This is a genomic window from Undibacterium sp. RTI2.2, from assembly GCF_035018705.1.
Classification (GTDB): domain Bacteria; phylum Pseudomonadota; class Gammaproteobacteria; order Burkholderiales; family Burkholderiaceae_D; genus Undibacterium.
On sequence record NZ_JASJXN010000022.1, the window covers coordinates 63,829 to 76,544 of the forward strand.

11 protein-coding genes are annotated in these 12,716 nt (G+C 46.3%); 7 read left to right on the top strand and 4 right to left on the bottom strand.

Annotation, left to right across the window (positions count from 1 at the left end; genetic code table 11):
• Positions 1-39: 39 nt before the first annotated feature.
• Entirely contained in the window at positions 40-1,296 is a 1,257-nt protein-coding gene (gene kynU / locus QN395_RS13420; protein ID WP_322121506.1) for a kynureninase, read from the bottom strand.
• 72 nt (positions 1,297-1,368) lie between these two features.
• On the bottom strand, positions 1,369-2,028 hold the full coding sequence (gene kynB / locus QN395_RS13425; protein ID WP_322121507.1) for an arylformamidase: 660 nt from the start codon (positions 2,026-2,028) through the stop codon (positions 1,369-1,371).
• A gap of 148 nt (positions 2,029-2,176) precedes the next feature.
• Between kynB and QN395_RS13430 the strand changes: the two genes are divergently transcribed.
• A complete protein-coding gene (locus tag QN395_RS13430) occupies positions 2,177-2,656 on the top strand; it encodes an Lrp/AsnC family transcriptional regulator (protein ID WP_322121508.1) in 480 nt (159 codons plus the stop codon).
• A 72-nt stretch (positions 2,657-2,728) separates the two neighbouring features.
• Here QN395_RS13430 and QN395_RS13435 read toward each other — a convergent pair whose 3' ends face one another.
• Positions 2,729-3,199, bottom strand: a complete 471-nt coding sequence (locus QN395_RS13435; protein ID WP_322121509.1) for a rhodanese-like domain-containing protein — start codon at positions 3,197-3,199, stop codon at positions 2,729-2,731.
• Positions 3,200-3,864: 665 nt separating this feature from the next.
• Here QN395_RS13435 and glnA point away from each other — a divergent pair.
• The 6 genes from glnA to QN395_RS13465 all read left to right on the top strand — a co-directional run bounded on the left by glnA (position 3,865) and on the right by QN395_RS13465 (position 10,748).
• Positions 3,865-5,280: a type I glutamate--ammonia ligase gene (gene glnA, locus QN395_RS13440; protein ID WP_322121510.1), complete on the top strand. Its 1,416-nt coding sequence runs from the start codon at positions 3,865-3,867 to the stop codon at positions 5,278-5,280.
• Positions 5,281-5,628: 348 nt separating this feature from the next.
• Positions 5,629-6,117, top strand: coding sequence for a DUF4124 domain-containing protein (locus tag QN395_RS13445; protein ID WP_322121511.1), 489 nt, complete (start codon positions 5,629-5,631; stop codon positions 6,115-6,117).
• 98 nt (positions 6,118-6,215) lie between these two features.
• Positions 6,216-7,277: a nitrogen regulation protein NR(II) gene (gene glnL, locus QN395_RS13450; RefSeq protein WP_416200141.1), complete on the top strand. Its 1,062-nt coding sequence runs from the start codon at positions 6,216-6,218 to the stop codon at positions 7,275-7,277.
• Positions 7,278-7,359: 82 nt separating this feature from the next.
• Positions 7,360-8,883: a nitrogen regulation protein NR(I) gene (gene ntrC / locus QN395_RS13455; protein ID WP_323491829.1), complete on the top strand. Its 1,524-nt coding sequence runs from the start codon at positions 7,360-7,362 to the stop codon at positions 8,881-8,883.
• Positions 8,884-9,130: 247 nt separating this feature from the next.
• On the top strand, positions 9,131-9,637 hold the full coding sequence (locus QN395_RS13460) for an arsinothricin resistance N-acetyltransferase ArsN1 family B (RefSeq protein WP_322121514.1): 507 nt from the start codon (positions 9,131-9,133) through the stop codon (positions 9,635-9,637).
• 283 nt (positions 9,638-9,920) lie between these two features.
• A complete protein-coding gene (locus QN395_RS13465; protein ID WP_322121515.1) occupies positions 9,921-10,748 on the top strand; it encodes an HDOD domain-containing protein in 828 nt (275 codons plus the stop codon).
• Between the two features lie 132 nt (positions 10,749-10,880).
• Here the strand turns inward: QN395_RS13465 and QN395_RS13470 are convergent, their stop codons facing one another.
• Positions 10,881-12,509 (bottom strand): NAD(P)/FAD-dependent oxidoreductase, encoded by a 1,629-nt coding sequence (locus QN395_RS13470; RefSeq protein ID WP_322121516.1) that lies wholly within the window; start codon positions 12,507-12,509, stop codon positions 10,881-10,883.
• Positions 12,510-12,716: the final 207 nt, after the last annotated feature.

Sequence of the window (12,716 nt, forward strand, 5' to 3'; positions counted from 1 at the left end):
TAGTAATCGAGGAGGCGTTTTAGCTTGATATCGGATTGCTCAAGTTACTGCATGACGCTCTGCATTTAACTCATAAGCTTGCGATTCCAGAATATCGCGCAAGCCTTCAACTGCATCCCATACATCGACAAAACTGGTGTAGAGCGGGGTAAAACCAAAGCGCATGATGGCAGGCTCGCGATAATCACCAATAATGCCGCGGGCGATCAGCGCTTGCATTACCGCATAGCCGTGCGGATGGGTAAAACTGACATGGCTGCCGCGCCGCGCCTGATCGCGCGGCGTAACCAACTCCAAGGATTGATTGGCGCAACGTGATTCGACCAATTGAATAAACAGTTCGGTCAGCGCTAAGGATTTTGCACGGATCGCAGCCATCGAGGTTTTACTAAATACTGCCAGACCTGATTCCACCATCGCCAAAGAGACAATCGGCTGTGTGCCACACAGCGCTCTGCGGATACCCGGTGTGCCAACAAACGACGGTGCCATTTCAAATGGTGTTGTATGACCCCACCACCCAGACAGAGGATGAGAAAACGCTGCCTGGTGGCGCGCTGCCACCCAGATAAATGCCGGAGCACCTGGCCCGCCGTTTAAATATTTATAAGTACATCCCACGGCAAAATCCGCTTGTGCCTGATTTAATTCCACTTGCACCGCACCGGCTGAATGTGCCAGATCCCATAGCATTAGAGCTCCTTGTGCATGCGCGTGCGCAGTCACTGCGACCATGTCATGTAAATAGCCACTGCGGTAATTCGCATGAGTCAGCATCACGACCGCGGTAGTCTGGTCGATCGCCGCCGCCAATTGGTCTGGTGTGTCTACCAGTTTGATTTGATAACCACGATCCAGCCAGCGGGTAATGCCCTCCGCCATATAGATATCAGTCGGGAAGTTACTGCGTTCGGTGACGATGACTTTACGATCGGCTGTAACAGGATTGCTGGCCTGAAGATGCAAAGCCGCCGCCAGCGCTTTAAATAAATTGATCGAGGTCGAATCCGTCACCACCACTTCATCCGGCGCGGCGCCAATCAGTGGCGCCAGCATGTCGCCCAGACGAGATGGCAAATCAAACCAACCTGCTTTATTCCAACTCTTGATCAGATCATTACCCCATTCCTGACGGATCACTTCTTGCGCTCTGGTCAGCGACGCTTTTGGCATTGCGCCGAGTGAGTTACCGTCGAGATAAATCACGTCCTTGGGCAAATCAAATTCTTCGCGCAAAGTGGCAAGAGGATCTTGTACATCGAGGTCGAGGCAATGCTGGCGGTGTAGTGTGGTCATGGCGATTTAAAATGAGTATGGTTAAAAATTGAGCGAACGATGATTTTGACGAGAGCTTATTTTTGTAGCTATTTAAAGCGAACGAAGAATTGCACGAACTGGACTCGCATCCAGTCCCGCCAGTTTGAGTGGCAGAGCAATCAGCTCATAATCGCCCGCGCTGACCGCATCCAGCACGATGCCTTCTAAGATCGCCATCTGATGCTTTTTTACGGCCAAGTGGCAATCCATCGTTTTTGAATCCTGTGGATCGAGCGAGGGCGTATCAATCCCAATCAGACGCACGCCGTGGCTTGCCAACAGGTCTATAGTGGCAGGTGCAATATAAGGAAAATGATCATCCCATTCAGTCTGCGGTGCGGCAAAGTAAGTACGTAATAAAACCCGCGGCGGAGTACCCGCCAGTTGCGCCGCGATATGTTCAGGCTCTACTCGCTGACGGCCAATGCAATGGATGACGCGACAAGCACCGATATACGTCGTCAAATCAACTTGATCAATCGCTTTGCCAGCGGCATCGTAATGCGAAGGTGCATCGCAATGCGCACCCGTGTGAGTGGACATGCTGATCTTACTGACTTTGACCGGACAGCCGGCTTCAATTTGCCAAGTGGCCTCTGCCTTGTAAGCGGTGTCCCCTGGCCATACGGGCATACCGCTTTGCAGTGCAGGGGAGATATCCCAAATTTGTGGATTTTTTTGTTGCGGTTTTTGGTGATCAGAAGCTGACATCGATGTCTCCATCAGAGAAAAATATGCCAGTAAGTTTATTCCCAAATGAAAAAATTGTTCTTGCAAATTGAGGTGGTTAAACCCGCTTATGTAGAATAAACTGCGAAAAAATACTCAATTAATGATGGAATGTACGGAGATAGTCAAAATGCAGCTAGATGCAACGGATATTAAAATTTTGCACTACCTGCAAACCGACGGACGCATCAGCAATCAGGAGCTGGCTGACAAGGTGTTTTTATCGCCATCTTCTTGCCTGCGTCGGGTACGACTGCTGGAAGAAAGCGGCATCATCCAACATTACAGCGCCGTCCTCAATCCGACCGCGCTTGGTCTGGAGGTGGACGCCTTTGTGCAAGTCACCATGCGCCGCGATGTGGAGCAATGGCATGAAAATTTCACGCTTGCTTTACAAAGCTGGCCCGAAGTCGTCGGCTCTTACATCATCACGGGCGATGCTAATTATCTATTGCGGGTAAAAGCCCGTAATCTCAAACACTATTCCTCGTTTGTGCTGGAGCGACTGTATAAGACTACGGGCGTATTAGATATTCGCTCAAATATTGTGCTGCAAACTTTGAAGGACACCAGCGAGATTGCGGTTGATCTGCTGCAGTCAGAGAAGTAGCGAATTTGATGGCGCCATATGGTGATTTACAGATCGTGACCTACAGATTGTGATCGATCTAGGGCTAAATACTCAGGCACCCAACCAAGGCAAGCCTTTCTGGCACCAGCCGCCCAGCGTTTTGCGATGACCTTCGCTGTCTTTATCGCCTTCAAATCCTTCCAAGATATCAAAGCATGCGACGTAGCCGTTTTCAGTGGCGAGTTTTGCGGCATGGCGTGAGCGTACGCCGGACCTGCATAGGAAAAGGATAGTGGTATTTTTGTCTGCCGTTACCTTGGTTAATTCAGTCAAAAAGTCAGGATTGGGATTGCCGCCCGGATAGGTACTCCATTGCACGGTATGGTGTTGAGCATCGGGTAGTTTGACGCGACCAATCCAGTCTCTTTCTGCATTGGTGCGGACATCAACCAGTAAGACGTTGATATCGCTTGCTAACAGCGCAAAAGCCTCTTCCGGAGTGACCGCTCCTGCGTACGGCAGACTTTGTTCTTGTCCGCGTTGGCGGGCTGACGTGAGTAATGTAAGAGTTGTGCTTGTCATGATATTGAGCCTTGGTGTAAATCGTTCAACTTCAACAATGGATGTACTAAACCAGATTATGTACCGCTGGTTTGAGAACGAACGCTATGTTAACTGAGCAGAGTAATAAATTTTGATCATGCTTCATGCGGGTGCAATTTTAAGTATTTTTTATAAAAAAGCGTTAATTTGGTGCGCTTATGATTTTATGTTTTAATTTGGTGCAAAATTTGTTAGATGAATATGTCTTGTTTGATCATGTTGTCAGAAAATTTTTAGAAAAAACAAAGATTTAGCATCTTCAGTCACCGCAATTTCTTTCCCTAAATGGTGGCACGGATTCTGCTATTATCGATTGCGAGTTGCATTATTGACTTGGTGCAGAAGGTTTTTATCTGTTGTAGCGTGTTTTAGTGTGTTTAGGCTGCTGTCGTTTTTCTGGCGCGGCTTCTTATAGAATAACAACGCAATGATAGACGCAAAGAAGAATGCACCATTTCAAGGTGTCAGTTAAGAATTGGCTTAGTTGATTGATAGTTAATCGGTAGGAATTTAGCGGTAAGAATTTAGCGGTAGTAAGTTAGCCGAACTAAGTTAACCGTTATTCAGTCGATGGTTGGTCGATAGTTGGCAAGATAGCTCAGCATTTTCCGAATTTATTTTTAGCTTTATTTGAGGAGTTTCACATGGCAATGACAGCCGCAGAAGTCTTGAAAATGGCGAAAGACAACGAAGTTAAATTTGTTGATTTTCGCTTTGCAGATACAAGAGGCAAAGAACAGCACGTCACGGTTCCAGTTTCCCAGTTCAGTATGGATAAATTCGAATCCGGTCACGCGTTCGACGGTTCGTCAATCGCAGGCTGGAAAGGGATTGAAGCATCCGATATGTTGTTGATGCCGGACCCTGCTACTGCCAACATTGATCCGTTCATGGAAGAAACAACATTGTTTATGCAATGTGACGTGATCGAGCCGACAGATGGCAAAGGTTATGACCGTGATCCACGCTCCATCGCCAAGCGCGCTGAAGCCTATTTGAAATCCTCCGGTATTGGCGATGCCGCCTACTTTGGTCCAGAACCAGAATTTTTCATCTTTGACAGCGTACGCTGGAAAATCGATATGTCCGGCTGCTTCGTGAAGATTGATTCCGAGGAAGCATCATGGACTACAGGCGAAAAACTCGAAGGTGGCAATACTGGCCATCGTCCGACAGTTAAAGGCGGTTACTTCCCAGTGCCACCAGTCGACAGCTTCCAGGACATGCGTTCTGAAATGTGCTTGATCCTGGAGTCTCTGGGCATTCCAGTTGAAGTGCATCACCACGAAGTTGCTGGCGCTGGTCAAAACGAAATTGGTACTAAATTCTCTACTCTGGTAGAGCGCGCTGACTGGACACAAAACCTGAAATACGTTGTATGGAACGTGGCGCACACCTACGGTAAGACAGCGACTTTCATGCCAAAACCTATCGTTGGCGATAACGGATCTGGTATGCACGTCCACCAATCCGTATGGAAAGAAGGTACCAACCTGTTTGCTGGTGACGGCTATGCTGGTTTGTCTGACTTTGCTCTGTACTACATCGGCGGCATTATCAAGCATGCACGCGCTTTGAATGCGATTACTAACCCAGGTACTAACTCCTACAAGCGTTTGGTTCCAGGTTACGAAGCACCTGTAAAACTGGCTTACTCTGCTAAAAACCGTTCTGCTTCTATCCGTATTCCTTACGTATCGAATCCAAAAGGTCGTCGCGTTGAAGCACGTTTCCCAGATCCACTGGCTAACCCATACCTGGCATTCTCTGCCTTGTTGATGGCTGGTTTGGACGGCGTTCAAAACAAGATACATCCAGGTGAAGCAGCATCTAAAGATCTGTACCATTTGCCACCAGAAGAAGACGCGTTGATCCCAACAGTCTGCCATTCATTGGAACAAGCATTAGAAGCGCTGGACAAAGACCGTGAGTTCTTAACACGCGGTGGCGTATTCAGCGACAGTATGATTGATGCTTACATTGAACTGAAAATGCAAGATGTACAGCGCATGCGTATGACCACGCATCCTGCTGAGTTTGATATGTACTACTCTTTGTAATCGGGTACATGCCAATTCAAGCTAATTAAAGCAATTAGCAACGAAGCCAAAAGCGGAGAAATTTCTCCGCTTTTTTTATGTCTTTTTAGCTTAAGTAGGACGAAATTTCTCTTACTTCAAAAATATACTCACTATGGGTATATTTTTATTGTCCATATAAAGTATGGACAATCGACTATAAATTAAGAAAATAAGAGGGAGTATTTAAAAAATACCTCTTTATCGATATGCTGATAACTTAAATGTCATGTTTATTAAGTAATTTATTGTAAGCATTTACAGATGGTAATTGTGCTGGGCGCTTGCTTGGAATACACTAAAGACGTTATTGACTGACCTATAGATAAAATGAATCGACTATTGAGTGGCCTAGCTTTACTGGCAGTTTTTTTTGCACCGTCCGCACATGCAGATGCGGATGTGTTTTTGTGCGTCGATGCTAATGGCAATAAAGAGTACAAAAACACTGGCGAAACTAAAGGTTGCAAGCGAGTTGAGTTGCCCGGCATTACAGTCGTCCCTGCGCCAGCATTTATGGGGACAAAAAAAACAGCGTCAAAATCAGCATCCTCACCTTCGGATTTCCCCAAGGTAGATGAGAGTACTCAGAAAGCACGTGACTCTGATCGAAAACAAATTCTGCAAGATGAGTTAAAAACGGAAGAGCAAAAATTAGCTGCATTGAAAAAAGATTATAACAACGGTGAGCCAGAACGACGTGGTGATGAGCGAAATTATGCCAAGTATCAAGAGCGCACTAATATGATGAAAGACGATATTAGCCGCACCGAAAAAAACATCGAAGCACTGAAACGAGAGCTCAGTAATTTAAAATAAAGAGCCGGTGTCTGAATAAAAAGACATTTCAGGCATGATGCTTGCGTAACAAGGTCGCACTAGGCGGCCTTTTTTTATGGACTATCTTGAAAACACCAATGACCTCTTTTGCTGGACTCGATTTGCTGACCTCGGCCGTCATTGTGCTGGATGCAGATAGTTATATTTTATATGCCAATGCGTCGGCAGAGAGTTTGCTAGAGAATTCACTCAAGGCCTTAAATCAACAAAAATTAAGTGATTTGTTTTTAAACGGTAATGAGCTGTTAGAAGTATTTGATCAGGCAGTCGCACATCAGTTCGGGGACAAGCGCCAAGATTTAACTCTGGTGCGGGCGGGCAAAGATCCATTGCATGTACACAGTATTGTCACTGCATTGGACAATCCCGATAATCCGGTATTAATCGAGTTGCGCGAGAACGTACAACAGCTCAAGCTGGATCGCGAAGAACGTATGCAAGACCAGAACCGAGCGAATAAAGAATTGATTCGCAATCTGGCCCATGAGATCAAAAATCCCCTCGGCGGCATACGTGGCGCCGCGCAATTACTAGAACTTGAATTGCCCGAGCGTCAGCTAAAAGAGTTGCGCGAATATACCCAGGTCATTATCAAAGAAGCCGATCGTCTGCAGACGTTGGTTGATCGTTTGCTGGCACCGCATCGTTTGCCGCACATCGTTGGCGATGTGAATATTCACGAAGTTTGTGAGCGAGTACGCAGTTTGATTTTTGCTGAATTTCCGCAAGGCTTGAGTATTAAGCGTGATTATGATTTGTCGATTCCTGAGTTCCGCGGCGATCAGGAACAACTGATTCAAACCGTACTCAACATTGCCCACAACGCAGCGCAGGCTTTAAGCGAGCGCATCAAGCGTGGCGATGCCGAGCTGACATTTAAGTCGCGTGTGGTGCGCCAGATTACTATTTCCAAGATACGGTACAGGCTGGCATTAGATTTGCATATCATCGATAACGGACCAGGTATTCCAGCCGAAATCATCGATCGCATTTTTTACCCCTTGGTATCGGGACGTGACGGTGGTAGTGGATTGGGACTGACACTAGCGCAAACTTTTATCGAGCAACACATGGGCGTGATCGATTGTGAAAGTCGGCCTGGGTGCACGGATTTCCGGATTTTGATTCCACTACCTTGATAGAGGATCGTGGAACGTTGGTGGTGCCACAAGCGCCGCTACCTAATTTGCTTTAATTTTTAATGCGGGACAAAACGATTATATGAAACCAATCTGGATAGTTGACGATGACGATTCAATTCGCTGGGTGCTTGAAAAAGCCTTAGCACGCGAAAATCTCACGACAAAAAGCTTTACTAATGCGCGTGATGCGATGGCTGCATTGCAAAGCGATACGCCACAGGTTTTGGTCTCCGATATCCGTATGCATGGCGCTTCTGGCTTAGAGTTATTGCAAGTCGTTAAAGCAAAATTCCCTGGTCTACCGGTGATTATCATGACCGCGTTTTCGGATCTGGATTCGGCCGTAGCGGCGTTCCAAGGTGGTGCGTTTGAATATCTTGCCAAGCCATTTGATCTGGACAAAGCGGTTGAATTAATTCGTCGCGCCTTGGATGAAAGTTTGCGCGAATCGAATGTAGAGCAAACCATTTCGGAGACGCCAGAAATCTTGGGACAAGCGCCCGCGATGCAAGATGTTTTCAGAGCGATTGGCCGCTTATCCCAATCGAATGTCACAGTCTTGATCACTGGCGAATCAGGTAGTGGAAAAGAATTGGTCGCTCGGGCTTTGCATAAACACAGCCCCAGATCAGCACAGCCTTTTATTGCGCTGAACACCGCCGCGATCCCTAAAGATTTATTGGAGTCCGAATTATTCGGACACGAGCGCGGCGCATTTACCGGTGCGCAAGCGACCCGACGCGGACGCTTTGAACAAGCCGAAGGCGGCACCTTATTTTTAGATGAAATTGGTGATATGCCCTTTGATTTGCAAACACGGTTACTGCGGGTTTTGTCAGATGGTCATTTTTATCGTGTCGGCGGACATCAACCGATGAAAGCGAATGTTCGTGTGATTGCGGCAACGCATCAAAACTTAGAATTCCGCGTCAAGGATGGCTTGTTTCGCGAGGATTTATATCACCGTTTAAACGTGATTCGCTTACGCTTACCCAGCTTGCGCGAACGACGCGAAGATATTCCGCTACTGACTAAATTTTTCTTAGCGCAAAGCGCCAAGCAACTTGGCGTAGAAGTAAAGCGGATGTCAGAACCAGCATTGCAATTTTTGTCTGGATTAGAGTTTCCGGGTAATGTGCGGCAGTTAGAAAATTTGTGCAATTGGATTACGGTGATGGCACCGGGGCAAACGGTAGAGGTGCCAGACTTACCTCAGGATTTATTGCCAGTTCCTGTACCTGCTGCGGCACCGACACAGCATGCCATAAGTGCCATATATCCCAACAGCGAATTGTCGCGTCAAGGTGATGCCAGCAGTGTTTTAAATGGAAGTGGTTTGGTTGGCAGCAGTGCAGAATCGCAGCAACACAAGGCAGATAATTGGATGAGTTTGTTAGAAGCCGAGGCGACAGCAATGTTGACGCAAGGCCAATCCGATGTGATCGATAAGTTGGGTCGTAGTTTTGAATCCGTTGTGATTAAGGCGGCACTAAAACATACACATGGTAGAAAAAATGACGCGGCAATTCGGTTGGGAATAGGGCGCAACACGATTACAAGGAAGATTCAAGAACTTGGCATTGATGGTGCTAAAGACGAATAAAAGTTTGAGCAATCTTCCAGTCTTTACGTATCGAGTTGGAAGCAGTTAATTAATATACTCCTAGTAAGTATTTTTAGTTGTCCTAGTAAAACCTGGTCGATTGAAGGTTTTTGATGAAAAATAGGGGGAGTATATTGAGGTTGCCTAGATGTTGACTTGTACAAATGCTCTGTGAAGTGATGGAAATCTTTCTGATCTGGAGTCAATAAATACGTCTCTCTGTGATGCTACAGGTAGGCGTTTTTTTATGAGTGAGAATATGATGATGTCCGACGTGCGCCCTGTAAGTCTTGACGACGCTGAAGCAATTTCTAGGATTTACAACCATTATGTTGTGACGACAGAGATTTCTTTTGAAGAGAGTGAGGTCGGTTCGGCTGAAATGTCGGATCGCATTGTTGAGGTAACGCAGAATTTTCCGTGGTTAATCCTTGAGCGTGATGGCGTTATGCTTGGTTATGCATACGCAACAAAATGGAGGGCGCGCTCAGCATATCGATTTTCAGCAGAGGTTTCTGTCTACCTGTCACCGGAGGCGCGTGGTCAAGGGGCGGGTACGATTTTGTATGAAGCCTTGTTGAGTCAACTAGCTAAGCAGGGTGTGCATACGGCAATTGGTGGTATCGCTTTACCCAACGAGGCGAGCGTGCATTTGCATAAAAAATGTGGATTTAAGCAAGTGGCACAATTTGCACAGGTCGGTTTTAAGCATGGGCGATGGATCGATGTTGCGTATTGGCAGAAGCAGCTTTGATTTTAGGACTCTTACAAAATCCCGCAAGCTACCTTGTAAATCCTGGCAGAGCTAAATTTTTATTGTTCGCCTTTGTTTGAATGTACGTTCGTGCAATGGCAGCGTGCTTTTTTGATCTCGCAGAAAATTTAATGTCTTTCGGTATCTTATCGGAGTATGATTTTCGATAGTGAGAGCAAAATAAAATCCTCACATCAAATGAAGGCGGCAATCGCTTTCCTTGTGCATATAAATTCAATAATGAGCTGTAACAGTTCCATACTGTCGTTAAAGGAGATGCTATATGAATTTCGACGCACTATTCCAGCAACAAAATGCGCTGCCTACGATTCCTAAAGTCGTTCAAGAAGTCATTGATAGTTTTAATAATGAAGACGTATCAATTGATGAGATTGCAAAAAAATTAGCCGCTGACCAAGTCTTGAGTGCAAAGTTATTACGACTGGCAAACTCTTCTTATTATCACTCATCAAGAACCATAGGTACCGTGGATGATGCTGTCTTGATGCTGGGTTTTATGGCAGTACGTACACTGGTTGTCAGTAGCGGTTTGACCGGTGGTTTTAAGGCGATGCCAGGTGTGGATTTAAAGCAATTCTGGCGTTATAGCTTGCATACCGCCGTGATCGCAAAGTGGCTTGCAAAACAAATTCGGGGTAATTCGGATTTTGCATTTACCGTCGGGATGATGCATGCGATTGGTCAACTGGTAATGCATGCAGCAATGCCGGAGCAAATGCTGCAAGTTGATAAAATCGCCGGGACTTTAGATTCTCGCAGATTGAGTGTTGAGCACTCTTCGTTTGGATATGATTTTTCTGACGTAGGTGCAGAGCTGGCAAAGCGCTGGCGCTTTCCGGATAATTTTGCGACTGTGATTAAGGCTTTCCCAGAGCCGCTAGAACATGTACCTTTTGAGCCAATGGCAGCAATCATCCACATTGCGGCCTGGCGTTCACGTGCGCAGGAAAATAATTACTCGCAAGAAGAGTTAGACGCCACTTTCCCAGCCGAGGTGGCGAAAAAACTCGGCATTTCGTCTAACGCCATATGGAATGACATGCCGACTTTGACTGAGCTAAGCGAGGGGATGGAAGACTTAATTGCTTAGTAAATTGCTTAGTAGTTAGATCATAAAATCAGATTGTAAAATCAGATCACAAATCAAAAGCAAATTTTTGAAAAAAACGGACAGATTGAATCTTCGATCTGCCTGTTTTTATACGTAATGATGATTGCGTGATTAGTTTGAGGTAATCCGTTTTTGCATGTGTTTTTGCATATCTAGGGCTAGCGCTTCAGCGACTCTGATGCCATCAATTGCCGCTGATAATATGCCACCAGCATAACCCGCGCCTTCTCCTGCGGGATATAAACCTTTTGTATTAATGCTCTGCAAACTCTCATCATCGCGTTTTATCCGGATCGGTGATGACGTTCTTGTCTCGACGCCCGTGATGATTGCGTCCTTCATCGCAAAGCCGCTAATTTGCTTGTCGAATGCCGGGATCGCTTCTCTTATAGCCTCTATGGCAAATTCAGGTAAGGCTGCGGCCAGATCACATAAGGTAATGCCCGGTTTATAGGATGGCTCTACGCTGCCTAATTCTGTTGAGGGCTTGTTAGCTAAAAAATCGCCGACCAACTGTCCTGGAGCATTGTAATTTTCGCCCCCTAAATGGAATGCCAGAGATTCTAGTTTTCTCTGGAAATCAATACCGGCTAATGGATGTTCCGGGTAATCGGTTGGAGTAATCCCCACAACAATGGCGCTATTGGCGTTGCGTTCATTGCGAGAGTATTGACTCATGCCGTTGGTCACGACATGACCCGGTTCGGATGCTGCTGCTACCACAGTGCCGCCAGGGCACATACAGAAACTATAAACGGAGCGTCCGTTGCTTGCATGATGTACCAATTTATAGTCGGCAGCCCCCAGAATTTTATTGCCTGCATTCGGCCCGAAGCGGGCTTTGTCAATAATGGATTGCGGATGTTCAATGCGAAAGCCAACGGAGAATGGCTTCGCCTCAACATAAATTCCACGCTGATGTACCATTTTGAAAGTGTCTCTTGCGCTATGTCCTACAGCCAAGACGACATGATTCGTCGCTATATATGAGCCATCGGCCAGATGCACGCCGTTGATCTGACCATCTGTAATTTCAATGTCGCTGACTTTTTGTTCAAAGCGAATTTCGCCACCTAGAGATTCGATATTGGCGCGCATTTCTTCAATCATCTTTACTAATCGAAAAGTCCCGATATGTGGCTTGCTGACATACATGATTTCTGGCGGCGCGCCGGCAGTAACAAATTCAGTTAATACCTTACGTCCGTAATGCTTGGGATCTTTGACTTGGCTCCAGAGTTTTCCATCAGAAAAAGTGCCGGCACCACCTTCGCCAAATTGCACATTCGATTCTGGTTGCAGCTCACGCTTGCGCCATAGACCCCAGGTATCTTTGGTACGTTCACGAACATTTTTTCCACGCTCTAATACGATGGGGCGAAATCCCATCTGCGCCAAAATTAAAGCAACGAACAAGCCGCAAGGGCCAAATCCAATCACAACAGGGCGTACTTCCGGGGCGGTCTTCGCTTGAGTGACAAAGTGATAGCTGGTGTCTGGCGTGATGCCGATATTGGGCTTGTTCTTTAACAGGGACAATAATTGCGCGTCTTTAGTCGTTTCGACGTCTATGGTGTAAATCAAGACAATGGCAGATTTCTTGCGGGCATCGTAGCTTCTGCGAAAGACAGTGAAGCTGACTAGATCACTTTCAGTAATATCTAAACGCTGCAAAATAGCTATCTTAATAGCGGACTCAGGATGATCGAGTGGGAGTTGTATATCAGTCAAACGTAGCATTTACGGCATTCCAGGTAAATAAAGAGCCTTCTGTATAGCAAAGACCAAACCAACATTTTACTCTCCGCATCAGGGTTAAAACCAGTTGCAATGACTTTGTATTTGAAAGTCCTTGCCAAAGGGAGGATAGGTTTGCTATAGTTCGGCTCCCGTCGAGAGGCGGGGAAATAGAGGTAGAAAGACAGTGAAACACGAGAAGTGAGTACG